Here is a 19,205-nt window from a genome sequence, read left to right on the forward strand (position 1 = left end):
GAGCTCGTATGTTTTCCAGGTTTTTTATCGAGCGTCCCATCTTCGCCAGCGTGATTTCCATCATTATCGTGCTGGGTGGATTGGCGGCAATGCGATCGCTCCCCATCGAGCAGTACCCCCAGATCACCCCGCCGGTGGTCTCGGTGACAGCCTTCTATCCGGGCGCCACCCCCGAGGTGATCTCCCAGACTGTCGCCGCACCGCTGGAGCAGCAGATCAACGGCGTCGAGCGGATGATCTATATGCAGTCGGGATCGGCCTCCAACGGCCAGATGAACCTCAACGTCTACTTCGAGATCGGCACCGATCCGGATCAGGCCACTATCAACGTCAACAACCGGGTCTCGGCCGCCATGGCCCAGTTGCCGGAAGAGGTGAAAAAGCAGGGGGTCACAGTCAAGAAGAAATCGACCTCCATCCTGCAGGTGGTCACCCTCCAGTCGCCGAACGGCTCGTTTGATACCACCTATCTGTCGAACTATGCCCTGCTCAACATCATCGACGAGCTCAAGCGGATTCCCGGCATCGGTGATACCACCTTGTTTGGCGGTACCGACTATGCCATGCGTATCTGGCTGCGGCCGGATCGGCTGGCACAGCTCGAACTCACCCCGAGCGATGTGATTAGCGCCATCCGCGAGCAGAACACCCAGTTTGCGGCAGGCAAGATCGGCGCTCAGCCCACCTCGACCCCCATCGACTTCACCTACACGGTGCAGACCAAGGGTCGCCTTGAAGATGTGAAAGAGTTCCAGAACATCATCGTCCGCTCCATGCCCGATGGCTCCAAGATCCGGGTCCGCGATGTCGCCCGGGTCGAGCTGGGGGGCAAGGATTATGATCTGGTGGCCCGCGCCAACGGCAAACCGGCCATCGGTATCGCTACCTATCTGCAGCCCGGTGCCAACGCCGTAGCAGTCGCCGATGCGGTGCACACCACCATGGAGCGGCTCAAGGAGCGCTTTCCGCAGGATATCGAGTACCAGATCCCTTACGACACCACAGAGTTTGTGAAGATCTCCATCGAAGAGGTGGTACACACCCTGTTCGAGGCGATCGTGCTGGTGTTCGTGGTAGTCTACCTGTTCCTGCAGAACTTCCGCGCCACCCTGATCCCCTGTATCGCGGTGCCAGTGTCGCTCATCGGGACCTTCGCCGGCATGCTGGTGCTCGGTTTCTCCATCAACCTGCTGACCCTGTTCGGCATGGTGCTCGCCATCGGTATCGTGGTGGATGACGCCATCGTGGTGCTCGAGAACGTCGAGCGGATCATGAGCGAGAAGAAATGTTCGCCCAAAGAGGCTGCCATCCTCGCCATGCAGGAGGTCTCAGGTCCGGTGGTCGCCATCGTGCTGGTGCTCTGCGCCGTGTTTCTGCCGGTCGCCTTTATGGGTGGTATGACGGGTGTGATGTACAAGCAGTTCGCCATCACGGTTGCGGTCTCGGTCGCCATCTCGGGTCTGGTGGCACTGACCCTGTCGCCGGCCCTGTGCGCCGTGTTGCTGAAAGAGGGACACCACAAACCGGCCCGTTTCTTCGTCTGGTTCAACGAAAAATTTGACCAGCTGACTCGCGGCTATGTACGGGGTGTTGCCTTCCTGAACCGCCGGGTGGGGGTCGCCTTTGCCATCATCGCCGTGCTGATCCTCTCCATCTACGGTCTCTTCCTGAAAGTGCCGGGCGAGCTGGTACCAAACGAAGATCAGGGCTACCTCATCTCAGCTGTCATGCTGCCGGATGCCGCCGCCATGAGCCGGACTCAGGCGGTGGCGGATCAGTTCGACAAGATCGCCATGGCCAATCCCAATGTGAAGGATGTCATCACCTTCTCGGGCTTCGACATCCTCTCCAATGCCATCATCAGCAACAGTGGCCTCACCTTCATTACCCTGAAGGACTGGAGCGAGCGCAAGGGGTCTGGTCAGGACTCTTTCGAACTGGCCAAAACCTTGCAGGGGATGAGCCTGATGGGGCTGGCTGACGGCTTCGTTGCCTCCTTCAACCCGCCCCCCATCCAGGGGATGTCCACCACCGGCGGACTGGAAGGCTACCTGCAAAACCGTGGGTCCGGCAGTGCCCAGGAGTTTTCGGGCGAAGTACAGCGCTTCCTCGCCGTAGCCAAGGAGCGCCCCGAGTTTGCCAGTGTCACATCCACATTCCGTGCCAATGTGCCGCAGGTCTATCTCGACCTGGATCGCGAGAAAGCCAAGGCGCTGGGGCTGCCGATCAATGCTGTGTTCGACACCATGCAGGCCACCTTCGGTCAGGTCTATGTCAACGACTTCAACCAGTTTGGGCGAACCTACCGGGTACAGTTGCAGTCCGAAGCAGACTACCGCGCCAAGAAGAGCGATATCCGCAACGTCTACGTGCGTTCCAACACAGGCGAGATGATCCCGCTCAGCAGCCTGGTGACGGTCCGTGATGCCACTGGCCCCGAGCTGGTAGAGCGTTTCAACATCTTCCAGGCGGCCAAGATCATGGCGCAGCCGGCACCGGGCTACAGCTCGGGTCAGGCGATCGCAGCACTGGAAGAGGTGGCCAACAGCACCCTTGGCAACGATGCCAAGCTGGAGTGGACCGGTTCCGCTTATCAGGAGAAGGCCTCTGCCGGTAGCGCAGGCATGGCGTTCGGTTTCGGTATTGTGATGATCTTCCTCATTCTGGCCGCCCAGTATGAGCGCTGGAGCCTGCCGTTTGCGGTGATAACCGCCGTGCCGTTCGCCCTGTTCGGCGCTCTGCTGGCCACCTGGCTGGTGGGTCTGACCAACAACGTCTACTTCCAGATCGGGCTGGTGACGCTCGTCGGGCTGGCGGCCAAGAACGCCATCCTGATCGTGGAATTCGCGGTGATGAAGCACGAAGAGGGGATGAGCCTCATCGAGTCGGCACTGGAGGCAGCGCGTCTACGTTTCCGTCCCATAGTCATGACCTCGCTGGCCTTTATCCTCGGCTGTGTGCCACTGGTCACCTCCAGCGGGGCCGGGGCGGCGAGCCGTCATGCCCTTGGCTGGCCGGTCATCGGCGGCATGCTGGCCGCGACCTTTATCGCCATCTTCTTTATCCCGCTCTTCTTCCGCCTCATCATGCGAGGCTCGGAAAAAGGAGCTAAGCAGTAAGGCTGAGCCTGTTCGCTGATAACCCCTACCCCCGCATCTGCGGGGGTATTTTTTATCTCTTCCCCCCTCATGATGCCTGTGAGCGAACCTTGACCTTATCCCTGTGGCAAGGTTTACAGTCCAACCATCTGATCCAGAAGGATATCCAGTTTGTCACTCATCCAGCTTGCTGCAAGATTGCCCTGCGTTGCTCTGGCCCGGCTGTTGCTGGCGCTGCTGCTCGTGTGCAATCTGACCCTCTGCATCAGCTGGCATGGTTCTCCCCTCTCCTCCGAAACGAGCCCAAACAGGGCCCTGCCAATGATGATGTTCGATTCATCGATGGTGATGGCGGATGACGAGATCTCTCATGCGATGCCCGCCATGGATCACCTAGGCGATGGCATGACCTTCTCCTGCCATCAGGGAAAAGATGGGTCAGTCATGGGTGATGAGTGCCAGATGCAGACCGGCGTCAATGCCCTCTCCTTCGGTGCGATGGCTCTGCTGGGGGTACTGGTCGTCCTGCTGATCTTCCCCCTGCTGCTTGGCAGCAACTTCGCAACTGCACTGCTTGATAACTGGTTGCGGGATCCCTTCCTGCGCTCCCGTGGTTCCCATCCCCCCTCCTGGCCACGCCGACACCTGATGCTGTCGGTGCTACGCCACTAGAAAGATCTTCTCTTGCGGCAGCGGCAAGCCTCGGCTTGCCCGTCTCCTGCCGCCTTGCCTGACCCTGTGCCCCGGCCAAACCGGCCCGCTCACTGGGAGCCGTGCGCGCTGATACAGCTGCGCCCCGTTTGCCGCCAATCCCTTGGGTGATGCCTTGCACCTCACCCGACCGGCGGCCTGCAAAAGAGAAGACGTATTATGTCACCAGCCCACTTTTCACCGTCCAAGGTTGCTGCCTTTGCGGGCGCATTACCCTCCTGCACTTTCTGCATGCAGATCCGCGTAGGAGGCCAGTCATGAACAAGACCGTCCTGATGTCGGCCCTGCTACTTGCCCTTGGAGCCGGTGGCGGCTACTGGGCCGCCAAACAGACCACCGCTGGCACCCTAGCCAAGGAGAAGACGCCGCTCTACTGGGTCAACCCCATGGATCCGCGCGACAAGCGCGATGCCCCCGCCAAGGACAACATGGGGATGGACTTTATCCCCGTCTATGAGGAAAAACAGGGCGGCTCGCCGGGCACCGTCACCATCAGCCCCGAGATCCAGCAGAACCTGGGGGTGCGGCTCGCCCAGGTGGAGAAGCTGCCCATCCACCAGCAGATCGAGACGGTGGGTTACGTCGGCTATGACGAGGACAGGCTGGAGGCGGTCAACGCCCGCATGGCTGGCTGGATCCGCACCCTCGCCATCAAGAGCGAGGGGCAGCAGGTGAGCAAGGGAAGCCTGATTTACGAGCTCTACGCCCCGGATCTGGTCAACGCCCAGCACGAATACCTGCTAGCGCTCAACACCGCCAATCCGCTGCTGCTGCGCGCCGCCGAGGGGAAGCTCAAATCTCTGCAGGTGCCGGCAGATCAGATAGCGGCCCTCAAGCGCACCCGTCAGGTGCAGGAGACGGTGCGTATCTATGCCCCCAGCAGCGGTTATGTCTCCGAGCTGAAGGTGCGCGAAGGCCAGTATGTGGAGCCCGCCGCGGCCCTCTTTAACATCAGTACCCTCAAGCAGGTGTGGGTGAGTGCAGAGGTGTTCGAGCGCCAGGCCGCCCAGCTGAAGGTGGGGGATCCGGTCACCATGACCCTGGACTATGCCCCCGGCCGCAGTTGGCAAGGTAAGGTGGATTACCTCTACCCGACTCTGGATGCTGCCACCCGTACCTTCAAGGTGCGGCTGCGCTTCGCCAACCCGGACGAGTTTTTGAAACCCAATATGTTCGCCAAGGTGACGATTCAGGCGGGCAAGGGAGAGCCGCAACTGGTGGTGCCGAGCGAAGCGGTGATCCGCACCGGCACTCAGGACCGGCTGGTGCTGGCACTGGGGGATGGCAGCTTCAAGTCGGTGGCCGTCACTCTGGGCCCCCAGTTTGGCGACAAGGTCGCCATCAAGGAAGGGGTAGAGGCTGGGGATAACATCGTCAGCTCGGCCCAGTTCCTGCTCGACTCCGAGTCTGCCATCGATTCAGACTTCCAGCGTATGACGGCAGTGCGCCCTGCCCAGGTGTGGACCCAGGGTGAGGTTGAAAGCATCGATCTGGCCAACCGCACCCTGATGGTCTCCCACCAGCCCATCCCCGAGTGGCAGTGGCCCGCCATGGAGATGGAATTCACCGTCGCCAACGGGGTCGATATGAGCAAGCTGGCCGAGGGACAGACCCTCCATCTGCAAGTAATGCAGGAGGGGGATGAGTACCGCATCACCACCATCCATCAGGAGAAAGCACCCGCTACTGACGGCGACGCCAAACCTGCAACGGATGAGATGGAGCAAATGGAAGGCATGGACCATAGCCAGCATCAGATGGCGATGCCCGAGATGGAGAAGAAGTCATGATCCCCTCGATTATTCGCTGGTCAGTGGGCAACCGCTTTTTGGTGCTGCTATTAACCCTCATGCTCACCGCCTGGGGGCTCTGGTCGGTCAAACAGACCCCGGTGGACGCTCTGCCGGATCTTTCCGACGTGCAGGTGATCATCAAGACGGCCTATCCGGGCCAGGCGCCCCAGGTGGTGGAGGATCAGGTGACCTACCCGCTCACCACCGCCATGCTGGCGGTGCCGGGGGCCACCACGGTACGCGGCTACTCCTTCTTCGGCGACTCCTTCGTCTATGTGCTGTTTGACGACAACACCGACCTCTACTGGGCTCGCGCCCGGGTGCTGGAGTATTTGAGCCAGGTTGCGCCCAACCTGCCCGCCTCCGCCCGCCCCCAGCTCGGCCCCGATGCCACCGGGGTGGGCTGGGTCTACCAGTACGCGCTGGTGGACAGAACCGGCAAGCATGACCTCAGCCAGCTCACCTCCCTGCAGAACTGGTTCCTCAAGTACGAGTTGCAGACGGTGGAGGGGGTCTCCGAGGTCGCCACCGTGGGCGGCATGGTGCGCCAGTATCAGGTGCGGGTCGACCCGGACAAGCTGCGCGCCTACGGCATTCCGCTCTCCCTTATCGAGACCGCCATCAAGCAGGGTAATCAGGAGACAGGCGCCTCCGTCATCGAGATGGCGGAAGCGGAGTACATGGTGCGCTCCAACGGCTATCTGAAAAGCGTGGAGGATCTGAAGCAGATCCCGCTCGGTACCACTGTGCGCGGCGCCCCGCTGCTGCTGGGCGATGTAGCAGATGTGGTCACCGGGCCCCAGAGCCGGCGCGGCCTGGCCGAGCTCAACGGTGAAGGGGAAGTGGTAGGCGGCATCATCGTGATGCGCTATGGCGAGAATGCCCAGCACACCATCGACGGGGTCAAGGCGCGGCTGGCTCAGCTGAAAAGCAGCCTGCCAGAGGGGGTGGAGATCGTCACCGTCTACGATCGCTCCGACCTTATCCAGCGCGCCATCGACAACCTCTCCGGCAAGCTGGTAGAGGAGTTCGCCGTGGTGGTACTGGTCTGCCTCGCCTTCCTGTTCCACCTGCGCTCATCGCTGGTGGTGGTCATCTCCCTCCCTATTGCTATTTTGACCGCCTTTATCGTGATGCACCTGCAGGGGATCAACGCCAACATTATGTCGCTCGGCGGCATCGCCATCGCCATCGGCGCCATGGTGGACGGCGCCATCGTGATGATCGAGAACGTCCACAAGCACATGGAGCGGGAGGCGCTCACCGACAAGAACCGCTGGCGGATCATCACCGAGGCGAGCATAGAAGTGGGCCCCGCCATCTTCTTCTCCCTGCTCATCATCACCATCAGCTTCCTGCCGGTGTTTGCGCTGGAGGCGCAGGAGGGGCGGATGTTCCACCCCCTCGCCTATACCAAGACCTATGCCATGGCCGCCGCCGCCGGGCTCGCCATCACGCTGGTGCCGGTGATCATGGGTTACTTTATCCGTGGCAAGGTGCTGGCGGAGCAAGCCAATCCGCTCAACCGCTGGCTAAGCCAGGGCTATGTGCCACTGCTCAAGGCCGTACTGGCCCGCCCCAAGACCACCCTCGCCGCCGCCTTGGTGGTCACGATCGCGGGCTTCTGGCCGCTCAAGTACCTGGGCTCCGAGTTCATACCGCCGCTCGATGAGGGGGACATCATGTACATGCCCACCACAGCAGCCAATATCTCGGTGGGCAAGGCACGGGAGATTTTGCAGCAGACCGACAAGCTGATTCGTACCGTGCCCGAGGTGCAGAACGTGTTCGGCAAGGCGGGGCGCGCCGAATCGGCCACTGACCCCGCCGATCTGGTGATGATGGAGACCAGCATCCAGCTCAAGCCACGCGATCAGTGGCGCCCCGGCATGACCCCGGAGAAGCTCAAAGAAGAGCTCGACTCCCTCATCCGCTTCCCCGGCCTCACCAACGCCTGGGTTCCCCCCATCAAGACCCGCATCGACATGCTGGCCACCGGCATCAAGACCCCGGTCGGCATCAAGATTGCGGGGCCGGATCTCAAGGTGATCCAGCAGCTCGGCCAGCAGCTGGAACAAATCGTCGGCAAGGTGGAGGGCGCCTCATCGGTCTATGCCGAGCGGGTGGCCGGTGGCCGCTATGTCAAGGTGGACATCGACCGACTCAAGGCGGCCCGCTACGGCCTCAATATCGCCGACGTGCAGGCGGTGCTCGCCACCGCAGTGGGCGGCATGGAGGTGGGCCAGACCATCGAGGGGCGCGAGCGCTACCCCATCAACCTGCGCTACCCCCAGAGCTATCGCGACTCGGTAGCCAGCCTCGAGCTGCTGCCGCTGGTGACCCCGAGCGGCGCGCGCATCGCGCTGGCAGACGTGGCACGGGTCTACATCAGCGACGAAGCCCCCATGCTGCGCAGTGAAAACGCGCGCCTCAACGGCTGGGTCTACGTCGATATTCGCGGCCGCGACATTGGCTCGTTCGTCGATGAGGCCAAAGCCGAGGTGGGCAAGCAGCTGGTGCTGCCGGCGGGCTACGCCCTCACCTGGTCTGGCCAATACGAGTACATGGAGCGGGCCAAGGCGCGCCTCGCCTACGTGGTGCCATTAACCGTCGCCATTATCGTGCTGCTGCTCTATCTGGCTTTTCGCCGCGTTCAGGAGGTACTGCTCATTCTCACCACCTTGCCGCTGGCGGTGGTGGGCGGGATCTGGACCCTCTGGCTGCTCGACTTCAACCTCTCGGTGGCAGTCGGGGTGGGCTTTATCGCTCTGGCGGGGGTGGCGGTGGAGACCGGCGTCTTGATGCTGGTCTACCTCAACCATGCCTGGGATGACCTCGTGACCAGCGGCAAGCCGGACAAGGCGGGGCTGCACCGGGCGGTGATCCACGGCGCCGCCCTGCGCCTGCGCCCCAAGATGATGACGGTGGTGACCATTATCGCCGGCCTCTTGCCCATCATGTGGAGCCATGGCACCGGCTCCGAGGTGATGCAGCGCATCGCCGCCCCCATGATCGGCGGCATGGTGAGCGCGCTGGTGCTGACCCTACTGGTGCTGCCTGCGGCCTACTACCTGTGGCGCAGTCACAGCCTTGGCAAGGGCGCGAACCCGCAATCCGAATAACCCGATTTCACGATCCATATTGACTGAACGATAAGGAAACCATCATGAACTACAAAACGCTGACCCTGACCCTGCTGCTCGGCCTTGCCACCCACACCAACCTGCAAGCCGAAGAGATGATGCACCATGAAGGGCACGATATGAGTCAGACGGGTGAGATGAGCGAACAGGCCGCAATGGTGATGACCAAGGGGGTCATTACCCGCCTCGATGAGGGGAGCGGCAAAGTCGGCATCAAGCACGAGGCGATCGAGAACCTCAAGATGCCCCCCATGACCATGGTCTTTCGAGTGGCAGATCCGGCCCTGCTCCAGGATCTGAAGGTGGGGGATGCGGTGCGCTTTCACGCCGAGAACCCGGCCGGCAAGCTCACCGTGACCGCCATCCAGAAAGAGTAAGCGGAGTCATTTCAATAAAAGACGGCGGGATCATCCCGCCGTTTTCTTTTACTGCACCATCGGCTACTGCACCATCCGCCGAGCGGCGTCCTCAGTCGTACGGATAAGCCTGAGCGATATTCGCCTGAGCTATCCCTAGCAACTGAACAGACATGTCCTGCAACACATAGAGGTCGCGGCGACGGGTCCAGGGTTGATCAGATTGCTCGTCATACCAGACGGGCAGTTCGATACCCTCCGGGGCATGGCTCGCCACTTTGCGGGCACGGCAGGTGATGATACAGCGTTTGACGTGGTCGCGATGACCGATGACGGCCGCCGTGCCGAGGGCGGCTGCCTCTCCACCGGCATAATCCCTGACGATGGCCTCCACCACCCCGTCCGTGCTGAGGTAGACCAGCTTGCCCTCATCATCCCAGTAAGGCTCGATGGATATGACATCACGGGCCGGGATATCGGGATAGCGGGCCGAGTCGAGGAAGCGGGCGATCTCCCACTGCACGTACATGGGCACCGGCTTTTGCCGATAGAGGGCCGCGCAGCAGGCGGCCAGCGCCTCGTTCATGGGGCCGGGCTCGGCCAGTTCATCCGGGTTGCCCGAGGCGTTGGGGCGGTTGCCGAAGGCAAAGGCGATGACGCAGTGGGCCTGGTCGATGGCGACCCGGGACGGGGTCATGTTGAAGCAGGCCTCCTCGATGAAGGGGGCCAGCTGGCGGGCCGTCTGCTCGTCGTGCAGCTCGGCGCTCAGCCGGTCGGTCAGGGTGGTGCGAAAATCCGCCGCACTCCCCTGGCTGTCATTGCTGCTGTTGCAGCCGGTGAGGGTGGCGACCAGGGGGGTACTCAACAGCCCCAGGGTGACTCTACGTCGACTCTCGTTCATTTAGATTCCTCTTTGGTAGCAAGCACTTAACGGGAACAAGCAGCAATTAACCCTTGACCCAATAAACGCTCATACCATACGGAAAAATGGGGGCGACAAAAGCCATACCGCGAGGCTCGTACCCAGAACGTGCAGCAATTCACACATTAATCAATAAACGAAAGCACTCTTTTGCGAATGAGCCAATAAAAGAAATTAACATCCACATTAATGAACCACTGATAGATAGATACTCTATCTGTGGTTCATTCGCACAGATTTCATCCCTCAGATAACGCGCTCGTTCAGCTGCGGGTTGCCAGCAACCGCTCCACATCCTCGATCACCTTGAGGGCCGCCTGCGGGCCGCCGCTGGAGGTCCAGAGTGACCCGTCCACAGCGCCAAAGCGCTTGGCTTTGATCACCGGCAGCTGCTGGAACGCCGGGGTCTGCTCCGCCTGACGCATGGCATCCACCGCATCACCGGTGGCGCTCAGGGTACCGACCACCAGCCAGTCAGCATCCAGCAGGTTGAGGGACTCCAGACTCAGCGCCGGTGAGTGGGGTGCGCCAGTACCCTGCTGCTTGCTTGGGCGTACCAGCCCCATCGACTCCACTACGCTGCTGGCAAAGGTGCCCTGATACATAAAGCTCGGCCCCTTGGGGTTCCAGCGCACTATGCTGATGCTCTCCCCCTGATGCTTGGCCAGCTTGCTGCGGGCCTGAGTCAACCGCTCGGCATACTGCAGCAAGAAAGTATCCCCTTGCTGGTCGCGGTTGAGGGTGTGAGCGGTGCGGCGGAAGCTATCCTGCCAAGGCTCACCCCACTTGCTGGTCACCACGGTCGGCGCGATCTCCCCCAGCAAGGTCAGCAGCTCGGGACGGGTCTGGCCGGTCAGGATAAGGTCGGGCTCCAGCGCAATCAGCGACTCCAGATTGGGGCTGTCGAGATCGCCGATCACCTGGATACCCATGCCCGCCTTGTTCAGCAAATAGCGGGGCAAGGTGGGTTGACCACGGCCATTGACGGCGCCGATGGGGGTCAGCCCCAGGGTCAGGGTGCTGTCGAGTTCGAGCTCGCTCAGCACCACCACCCGCATTGGCTGAGCTGGCACCTGCACCTTCTGGCCAAACGCATCGGTCACTTCACGCATCTCCTGCGCCTGAACCTGCGGCGCGGCCAGCATCAGGATGGCTGCTGCCAGGGCGGCAAAACGCTTCATCATTTCACTCCTTCTCGTTGCACGGCCCGGATAATCGGCCGCGTGAATACACTCGGTGGGCCCACAGAGCAGGCCCATATGACTCAACTCGCCGAACGCAGGGCACGGCCATGTTCGTGGCGACGGGGCACGATAATGGGCGCCCCGTCGCCGGGGGCATGCAGAATGTCGACACTGGTCTGGTAGAGCCGGTCGATCAAGGACTTGGTCACCACCTCCCGGGCCGGGCCCATGGCGGCAACGGTCCCCTCGCCGATGGCGATCAGCTCGTCACAGTAGCGGGCCGCCATCGCCAGATCGTGGATCACCAGCAGCACGGTTTTGCCCTCGGCGGTGATGCGATGGATCGCCTCCATCACCTCGGTCTGGTGACCGATATCGAGGGCACTGGTGGGCTCGTCGAGCAGCACCATGTCGCTGTCCTGCGCCAGGATCATCGCCAGCCACGCCCGCTGTGCCTGCCCGCCGGAGAGGGACACGGCGCTCTGCTGCCAGATGCTTTCAAGCTGCATCCGCTCGCAGGCAATACGCACCATGCGGGCATCCTCCTCACCCCACTGATTGAACCAGCCCTGATGGGGGTGACGGCCATACTGCACCAGCTGCTCCACCAGAATGCCGGCAGGCAGTGTGGGCCGCTGGGGCAGATAGGCGAGCTCCCGCGCCAGCCCCTTCATGGGGTAGCTGGCGAGCGGCTTGCCCTTAAGCAGGATCTCGCCGCGTTGGGCTTTCATCTGGCCGGATAACAGCTTGAGCAGGGTCGATTTGCCGCAACCGTTGGGGCCGACGATCCCTACCAGCTTGCCCCTCGGCACGCTGAAAGAGATGTCCCGCAAAATGGGGGTCTGCTGATAGGCGAAATGGAGGCGATTTACGGTGAGCGTCATCAGTCAGCCCTCTGGCGATCGTTAACAAGAAGAAACAGCAGCAACAGGCCGCCGAGAATACGGGTCATGATGCCGGTCGCCACCTCGTGGGGGCTGGCCAGCACCCGGACCAGGGTATCGCTGGCAAGCAGCAGCAGGGCGCCGCTAAGCGCCGCCAGCCAGAGCGGCACCACCCGGTCTTTCACCAGCCAAGAGGCAAGAATGGGGGCAGCCATGGCGATAAAGACCACGGGGCCGCCGATGGCGGTGCCGAGCGCCGCCACCAGAATGGCCTGCGCCAGAATGCCCAGTTGCACCCGATCGCCGTTGACGCCAAGCCCTCTGGCCATCTCGGGGCCAAAGCGTAGCACCGCCAGCGAGCGGGAGAGATAGACGATCCACGGGCAGAGCAGCAGCAACAGGATGGCGATGGGGGTGATGGTGCTGTAACCCACGGCGATAAAGCTGCCCATGTTCCACAGATAGAGGGAGCTCAAGTGCAGCAGGGCCTGGGTGGACATCACAAACTGGCCGAGCGCCTCGAACAGCTCGGAGAGGCCGATACCTATCACCACGAACAGATAGCCCTGCTCACCCGGTTTGCGGCATAGGGCATAAAGCACCAGCGCCGCGAAGATGGCGCCGATAGGGGCCGCCCACCAGGGCCAGCTGCCTATCGCCAGGTAGAGGGAGAAGACGATGATGGCCAGAGAGGCCCCGTTGTTGACCCCCACCATATCGGGGGTAGCCAGCCGATTGCGCACCAGCGTCTGCACCAGACAGCCGGAGAGCCCCATGGCCGCCCCCGCCACCACCACCCCAAGGATGCGCGGCAGCCGGATCTTGAACAGGGTGAGCTGCTCAAGCCGCGTCCCCTCCCCCATCAGGGTGTTGACCACCCCGGCAAAACCGAGCTTGCCGCCGCCAACGCTCAGGGCCAGCAGAGCCAACGCCAGCAGCGCCATGGCCAGCAGCGCCAGCCAGCGCCAGCTCGGCAGATGGATCAGCAAAGAGCGGTTACCGGCCCGCAGGCAGAGCATATCGGTAGGTGTGCGCATCAGCCCCTCACTTGACGGTCAGCAGGGTACGAAAGCCCCCGCGATGGACGATGGCGATCAGCACTGGTGCGCCGATCAGGGCCAGAATGACGCCGTTGGGCAACTCGAACGGCTGGATCAGCCAGCGCGCCAGAATGTCGGCCAACAGCAGAAACAGCATGCCGAACAGGGCGGAGAAACAGACCTGCACCGACAGCTTCACCGGCTCCACCAGTCGGCCACAGTAGGCGGCCAGAAAGCCGACAAAGCCGATGGGACCGGCAATGGCGATGGCACTGGCGGTAAACAGGGTGGCGGCCAGCAGTACGCCAATTCGCACCCGGTTGGGGCGGATCCCCAGCGCCTGGGCCTGACTGTCCCCCATCTGCATCAGGGTCAGCTGGCGACAGAGCAGCAGGGTGATGACAAACGCCGCCAGCACGAAGGGCAGCACGGCGATGATGGCATCGAGATTGGCCGCCGACAGGGAGCCGAGGTTCCAGAAGCGGTACTGCTCCAGCACCATCTTGTTGGAGAGCAGCAGAAAGCTGGAGAGACCGCCGAAGGTGGCGGAGAGCGCCACCCCGACCAGAATGAGCTTGAGGGGGTTGGAGCGGCCAATCATCATGCCGAGCCCCAACACAATCACGTTGCCGAGCAGTGCGCCGAGTCCGGCCCAGAGCAAATAGCCATAGGCAGACTCCACACCAAACCAGGTGAGCCCCACCACCAGCGCAAAGACGGCCCCGGCGTTGACTCCCAGCAGACCTGGCTCTGCCAGCGGGTTGCGGGTCGCACTCTGCAACAAGGAGGCAGCCAGAGATAAAGAGGCGCCGACCACCATGGCACAGAGGGTGCGCGGCAGTCGCAAGGTATTGAGCACCATGGCGAGCTTCTCGTCGCCAGCCCAGCGGGCATCCCCCATCAGGTAGCCGAGCACCTCGCGAGCACCATAGACACCCGCACCGGTGGCGAGCGAAAGAGAAAGCAGTACAAACAGGAGGAACAATCCCAGCCAGAACAGCGAGGTCTGGTCTCTAAACACCCTTTAACTCCTTATGGTGGCAATGCGCATGTTGTTGAAATACATGTGGTTGAAATAAAAGCCGTCACCCGAGGTGATCCCCTGACAACAGCGGAAGCCCGCCAATGCGGGCTCCCGTTCAGCCATTACAGCTTGTAGGCCACACCGGCATAGACAGTGCGCCCGTCGAGGATCTGATCGGCCTCGGTGGCAACCCAGTCACGCTTGGTATTGGTCAGGTTGTTGAGTCCGAACTTCAGATCCAGTGCCCAGGTGGCGTTCCAGACTGCCCCGACATCCAGGGTGTGGAATCCTGCAGTCGTCTCATAGGTGGTGCCGCTCATGCGCGGAACCGGGAGGATCTGGCTGCCAGTGTAGTTCCAGCCCAGCTGGGTACTCAGGCTCTCGATGACCTGCCACTCCAGCTTGGCGTTGGCGGTATGCTCCGGCGTCCGATAGAGATCCTTGCCGCTGGTCTTGTCTTCCCCGTCGATCAGGGTGACGTTGCTGGAAAGGGTCAGGGTATCGGTGATATCAAACCAGCCGCTCAGCTCCACCCCCTTGATGCGGGCCTTGCTGACGTTCTGATAGGTCATCACCGCCGGACGCCAGGTGGAGGTCCATGCCTCGCTCTGGATCTTGTCCTTGATATCGTTGTGGAAGGCGGTAACCCCGGCGCCCCAGAACGAACCATCGTAGGCGGTGCCCAGCTCGTAGCTGACGGCGGTTTCCGGCTTCAGATCCGGGTTGCCCACCACGGCGCAGCGACCGCGACAGGCAGCTACGGCATAATCCGGGTTGGACTGGGCAATGGTCGGCGCCTTGAACGCCTTGCCAATGCCGCCCTTGACCACCCAGTTGTCCGTCAGGCTGTAGAGGGCGTAACCGCGGGGGCTGAACTCGGTGCCATAGGTCTCGTGGTGATCTACCCGGCCACTCAGGGTCAACGCCAGATCGCCAAAGCCAAACTCATCCTGCAGATAGAGCGCGCTCTGGTTGACGCTGACATCGCCCCCCTTGAGGTTGACGTTGTGCTTGAGTTCGGTGATGCGGTACTCGGCACCACTGGTCAGCAGGTGGCTGCCCAGATTACCGCTCAGCTGGCCATCGAAGGTGTGGTTGGTCTGGCTCACATCGCCGCTGGTCTTGCTCAGCGCCGTCATCAGTTCGGAGTCATCAAAGAGATCCACCTGCTCGAAGGCATAGCCGACCCGGCTGTCGAACTGATCCCAACGGCCGACGTGGATGGCATTGAGCCCCAGTCGCTCCATCTGCTGGATATTGCGCGGCGTCTGGCCGTAGTTGTTCCAGTGGGCCTCCCGATCGTCTTTGGCGTAGTTCATCCCTACATCCAGATCCTGACGATCATCGATCAACCATTTGACGTTGGAGAGGATCCCCAGCTTTTCACGCTGCTCGATGGCATCGGCCTTGGGGTTGATGCTCTGCTCGCTCTGCCAGGCATCCCTGTGGTTCCCTTCCACCACCAGGTTGGCCAGCAGCTTGTTGTCGATCAGCGCCCCGCCCACATAGGCACTCGCCTTGTTGATATCCCCTCCGTGACCGTCGGTGGGGTCACTGAAGGTATAGGTGGCCGCCGCTTCGGTCTTCTCCCCGGGTTGGCGCAAGATGACGTTGACCACCCCACCCAGCGCATCTGCGCCGTAGAGGGAGGAGATGGGGCCACGGATCACTTCGATACGCTCAATGGCCGCCATCGGGATGGCGGAGAGATCGAAATCATTGCCATAACCGGAGGTAAGAGCATCGCGGGAGCTGATACGCCGGCCATTGACCAGCAACAGGGTGTAATCCCCCTCCAGCCCGCGCAACTTGATCTCGCTGCGGCCGTAGCTGGTCGCAGGGCTGATATTGACCCCCGGCAACTGTTTCAGAGCGCCGGTCAGATCATTGACATTGAGCTTGTCGAGCTCGACCCGAGTCACCACAGAGACGCTGGCCGGGGCGGTCAGCTCGCTGTGCCGGGTTTTACTCGCCGTCACCACCATAGTTTCATGAGCGGCGACAGGCGCAGTCCCTTGGGCCAGAACTGGCAGGGCAAAAAGGGACAACACCAGTGGATGCACTGCAAATCGTCGGGATGATGTACGCATCATCAACACTCCACATAAAACAACCAAGGCCAACACCACCGACATCCCTGTCTGACCTCGCCAGACCCGGTGCAAAGTGATGGAGTTCATTGGCATGAACAGTCGTCCATGCCCCATCACCCCGAACATCAGTGCATTACGGCAGGCCCTGCGTTGTGCTATGCCACTCGCAGCCATCAATAACAAAAGCGCCGTACCGACTGACATCGGGACGGCGCAATACTAAATGCAAATCATTTTTATTTGCAAGAGTGAATCAGGTATTCTTTCGCATCCGCTTAATTATCCATCACATCGTGGCGAGTCTGGTGATAGGCCTCTTCACTCTTGCCCCGGCGCCAGTACGGCACGGCGTAGAGCGACTGGCGATCCACCTCGAGCACAGACCGAAAATGGCGGCGCAGCGGCAGCACCAGCGCCTCTTCCCCACCCAGCCAGAAGAAGCCACCATCGCGCACCAGCGGCAGAGCAATCACATGCTCCAGCAGGCCGCTGGACTCGGGCTCGCCGACAAACCAGTGACAGCGCACCCCGACCGGCAGCGTCAACGGCTGAGCATCGGCCTGATCCGGCACCAGAATCGCAATTTCCCCTCTGGCATCGGCAGGCATCACCTCGCACATCGCCATGATGGCGGGCAAGGCGGTGAGATCCCCTACCAGACAGTAGTGATCGGCCGGTTGCAGCATAGGGTTGGGACCACCCGGCCCGGAGAGGATCACCTTCTCTCCCGGCTTGGCATGGGTAGCAAAGGCGCTGGCGGGCCCGCCGTCACCGTGCAGCACGAAGTCGATATCAATTTCCTGCTCATCACGGCGAAACGCGCGGATGGTGTAGGTGCGGATCACCGGCTTGTCAGCCGGGTCACTCCAGCGCGGGCCGCTCGGGGTCATTGCAGGCAGCACCGGCTCTACCTGATGGGGCTGGGCCAGCATCACCTTGATATGGGCCCCACCGCAGGTGAAGGGATAGTCAGCCAGTTCGCTGCCACCAAAGGTGATACGACGCAAATGGGGGGTGATCTGGGTAATGGCTTTGACAGTCAGCAGACGGGGACGATTGGGAGGCAGAGATGGGGACACAATGAGGCTCCTCGTTGAGTGTGTTGCCTATGCTACACACAAATGGGAATCACTATCAAATGCGATTATTTCTCGTCTATCCGGCTCAAACATCACTAATCACTACCATCAGCCCCCGAACAGAGAAACGGGCTTATGCACGCTAGTCCCATGATTGGACGAAGAAAGCAGCCGGACAACAACACTGTCACGCAGGGTTCCATTTGCCTATTTCGACCATAGTTTTTCGAGATCAAATTTTATTTCTCAATAAGTTTCCTATCCTTAGTGAAGCAGTTAATGTAAGCACAGGATGCCAAACAGGATTGTATGATGGATGACCAGATCCTGATTATTGATGATGACGAGCTCTCCCTCCCCGACGCGCAGCAAGCAGGCTGGAGGGTGATGATTGTTGACGATGAACCGGAAGTGCATCGCATCACCAAGATCACTTTAAACAAATTCGAGTTTGACAATCGTCCCATCGAGTTTCTGCATGCCTATTCGGCTGCAGAGGCAAAAAAATTGCTGGCCACCACCCCGGATGTTGCACTGCTGCTGCTGGACGTGGTGATGGAGGTCGATCACGCCGGTCTTGATGTTGTCAAATATGTCCGTGAAGAGCTGCAAAACAAGATGGTACGCATCGTGCTGCGTACCGGCCAACCCGGCCAAGCGCCGGAAGATGACGTGGTGACCAACTACGACATTAACGACTACAAGGATAAAACCGAGCTCACCTCCCAGAAGCTGCGCACCCTGCTGCGGGCCAGCCTGCGCTCCTATCGGGATATCCGCACCCTGGAAAGCAACCGGCAAGGGCTGGAAAAAGTCATCGAAGCCTCCAAGGGGATCTTTGAGAAACGGGCGCTGCGTCAGTTTGTCGAAGGCGCCCAAGAGCAGCTGAGCGCCCTGCTCCATCTGGGAGAGACCCAGATTTACGATGTAAAACAATATGCCTACGAAGTGAAGGATCAACTGCTGGAGCCCCTGCTGCCAGGTCATCCCCCGGTGCGGTTGACAGAGGCACCCGAGATACTGCGTCAGGCCATGACCCGGGGCTGCAATATCTACAACACCAACCAGATGGTGCTCTACTGCCAAAACCCGCGCCACCACCTGTTGTTTCATATCGAGACCACTCGCCAGCTCAGTCAGATCGATACCAGCCTGCTGACCCTGTTTACCGAAAACATCATAGTGGCACTGGAAAATATCCGGCTCAACGAGGTGATCGCCGACAACCAGCGGGAGATCATCTATCGCATCGGCGAACTGGTCGAAACCCGCTCCAAGGAGTCAGGGTTACACGTCAAACGGGTCGCGCTCTACACCGAGCTTTTCTGCCATCTGCTGGGGATGAGCGAAGAGCAGAGCGAGCTGGTTAAACGGGCCTCACCACTGCACGACATTGGCAAGGTGGGGATTCCCGATGCCATTTTGCACAAACCGGGCAAGCTGACCCCGGAAGAGTGGGAGATCATGAAAACTCATGCCCAACTCGGTCAGGATATGCTCTCCGGCAGCGATCTGGCGTTGTTCCAGATTGGCGCCACCATAGCAGGCAATCACCATGAGAAGTGGAATGGCAGCGGTTATCCCCGCGGTTTGAAGGGGGCTGATATCCCACTGGAAGGACGGATCGTGGCACTGGCCGATGTGTTCGATGCCTTGGGTTCGGATCGCTGCTACAAGAAAGCGTGGCCGCTGGACAAGGTGCTTGGGCTGATTGAGGAGGAGAAGGGACAACATTTTGATCCCCAACTGGTCGAGTTGATGATGGCCAATCTGGACAGGTTCCTCGAAATCCGTGAGCAGAACAAGGATGTCTATATCGGCGATCACTGAGGGCGTCAGGCCCCTTATCCCAAGGGTTCGAGCTAAAAAAACCGCCCT

The 19,205-nt window shown here is 60.9% G+C and carries 13 protein-coding genes; 6 read left to right on the top strand and 7 right to left on the bottom strand.

What is annotated here, in order from left to right:
* Positions 1 to 8 precede the first annotated feature (8 nt).
* From G5367_RS04160 to G5367_RS04180, 5 genes are all read left to right on the top strand, one after another.
* The gene (locus tag G5367_RS04160) at positions 9 to 3,119 is read left to right on the top strand and encodes an efflux RND transporter permease subunit (RefSeq protein WP_421243906.1); all 3,111 of its coding nucleotides are present in this window, start codon (positions 9 to 11) and stop codon (positions 3,117 to 3,119) included.
* Positions 3,120 to 3,326: 207 nt separating this feature from the next.
* Positions 3,327 to 3,770, top strand: a complete 444-nt coding sequence (locus G5367_RS04165) for a hypothetical protein (protein ID WP_421243927.1) — start codon at positions 3,327 to 3,329, stop codon at positions 3,768 to 3,770.
* Between the two features lie 296 nt (positions 3,771 to 4,066).
* Positions 4,067 to 5,599: an efflux RND transporter periplasmic adaptor subunit gene (locus G5367_RS04170; protein ID WP_180993678.1), complete on the top strand. Its 1,533-nt coding sequence runs from the start codon at positions 4,067 to 4,069 to the stop codon at positions 5,597 to 5,599.
* Positions 5,596 to 8,724, top strand: coding sequence for an efflux RND transporter permease subunit (locus tag G5367_RS04175; RefSeq protein ID WP_421243907.1), 3,129 nt, complete (start codon positions 5,596 to 5,598; stop codon positions 8,722 to 8,724). The genes G5367_RS04170 and G5367_RS04175 overlap by 4 nt, the downstream gene beginning before the upstream one ends.
* A gap of 44 nt (positions 8,725 to 8,768) precedes the next feature.
* Positions 8,769 to 9,122: a copper-binding protein gene (locus G5367_RS04180; protein ID WP_421243908.1), complete on the top strand. Its 354-nt coding sequence runs from the start codon at positions 8,769 to 8,771 to the stop codon at positions 9,120 to 9,122.
* A 91-nt stretch (positions 9,123 to 9,213) separates the two neighbouring features.
* On the opposite strand, the gene G5367_RS04185 is transcribed toward G5367_RS04180, so the two are convergent.
* The 7 genes from G5367_RS04185 to G5367_RS04215 all read right to left on the bottom strand — a co-directional run bounded on the left by G5367_RS04185 (position 9,214) and on the right by G5367_RS04215 (position 17,327).
* Entirely contained in the window at positions 9,214 to 10,002 is a 789-nt protein-coding gene (locus tag G5367_RS04185; protein ID WP_421243909.1) for a hypothetical protein, read from the bottom strand.
* 284 nt (positions 10,003 to 10,286) lie between these two features.
* Entirely contained in the window at positions 10,287 to 11,204 is a 918-nt protein-coding gene (locus G5367_RS04190) for an ABC transporter substrate-binding protein (RefSeq protein WP_421243928.1), read from the bottom strand.
* A gap of 83 nt (positions 11,205 to 11,287) precedes the next feature.
* The gene (locus G5367_RS04195; RefSeq protein ID WP_421243910.1) at positions 11,288 to 12,091 is read right to left on the bottom strand and encodes an ABC transporter ATP-binding protein; all 804 of its coding nucleotides are present in this window, start codon (positions 12,089 to 12,091) and stop codon (positions 11,288 to 11,290) included.
* A complete protein-coding gene (locus tag G5367_RS04200) occupies positions 12,091 to 13,128 on the bottom strand; it encodes a FecCD family ABC transporter permease (RefSeq protein ID WP_421243911.1) in 1,038 nt (345 codons plus the stop codon). Before G5367_RS04200 ends, G5367_RS04195 begins: the two co-directional genes overlap by 1 nt.
* 7 nt (positions 13,129 to 13,135) lie before the next feature.
* On the bottom strand, positions 13,136 to 14,152 hold the full coding sequence (locus tag G5367_RS04205; protein WP_019446608.1) for a FecCD family ABC transporter permease: 1,017 nt from the start codon (positions 14,150 to 14,152) through the stop codon (positions 13,136 to 13,138).
* A 125-nt stretch (positions 14,153 to 14,277) separates the two neighbouring features.
* Positions 14,278 to 16,245, bottom strand: coding sequence for a TonB-dependent receptor domain-containing protein (locus G5367_RS04210; RefSeq protein WP_421293910.1), 1,968 nt, complete (start codon positions 16,243 to 16,245; stop codon positions 14,278 to 14,280).
* A 278-nt stretch (positions 16,246 to 16,523) separates the two neighbouring features.
* Entirely contained in the window at positions 16,524 to 17,327 is an 804-nt protein-coding gene (locus G5367_RS04215) for a siderophore-interacting protein (RefSeq protein WP_069526731.1), read from the bottom strand.
* Between the two features lie 312 nt (positions 17,328 to 17,639).
* On the opposite strand from G5367_RS04215, the gene G5367_RS04220 reads away from it, so the two are divergent.
* Positions 17,640 to 19,157, top strand: coding sequence for an HD domain-containing phosphohydrolase (locus G5367_RS04220; RefSeq protein WP_421243930.1), 1,518 nt, complete (start codon positions 17,640 to 17,642; stop codon positions 19,155 to 19,157).
* Positions 19,158 to 19,205 lie beyond the last annotated feature (48 nt).

This window comes from Aeromonas sp. 604282 (assembly GCF_049170575.1).
Lineage (GTDB): Bacteria > Pseudomonadota > Gammaproteobacteria > Enterobacterales > Aeromonadaceae > Aeromonas > Aeromonas veronii_A.

Excerpts from the sequence above, each read along its gene's own strand:
- G5367_RS04180 (WP_421243908.1), top strand. The coding sequence starts at position 8,769 with ATGAACTACAAAACGCTGACCCTGACCCTGCTGCTCGGCCTTGCCACC.
- G5367_RS04190 (WP_421243928.1), bottom strand. The coding sequence starts at position 11,204 with ATGAAGCGTTTTGCCGCCCTGGCAGCAGCCATCCTGATGCTGGCCGCG.
- G5367_RS04175 (WP_421243907.1), top strand. The coding sequence starts at position 5,596 with ATGATCCCCTCGATTATTCGCTGGTCAGTGGGCAACCGCTTTTTGGTG.
- G5367_RS04200 (WP_421243911.1), bottom strand. The coding sequence starts at position 13,128 with ATGCGCACACCTACCGATATGCTCTGCCTGCGGGCCGGTAACCGCTCT.
- G5367_RS04195 (WP_421243910.1), bottom strand. The coding sequence starts at position 12,091 with ATGACGCTCACCGTAAATCGCCTCCATTTCGCCTATCAGCAGACCCCC.
- G5367_RS04170 (WP_180993678.1), top strand. The coding sequence starts at position 4,067 with ATGAACAAGACCGTCCTGATGTCGGCCCTGCTACTTGCCCTTGGAGCC.
- G5367_RS04210 (WP_421293910.1), bottom strand. The coding sequence starts at position 16,245 with ATGCGTACATCATCCCGACGATTTGCAGTGCATCCACTGGTGTTGTCC.
- G5367_RS04185 (WP_421243909.1), bottom strand. The coding sequence starts at position 10,002 with ATGAACGAGAGTCGACGTAGAGTCACCCTGGGGCTGTTGAGTACCCCC.
- G5367_RS04220 (WP_421243930.1), top strand. The coding sequence starts at position 17,640 with ATGGATGACCAGATCCTGATTATTGATGATGACGAGCTCTCCCTCCCC.
- G5367_RS04160 (WP_421243906.1), top strand. The coding sequence starts at position 9 with ATGTTTTCCAGGTTTTTTATCGAGCGTCCCATCTTCGCCAGCGTGATT.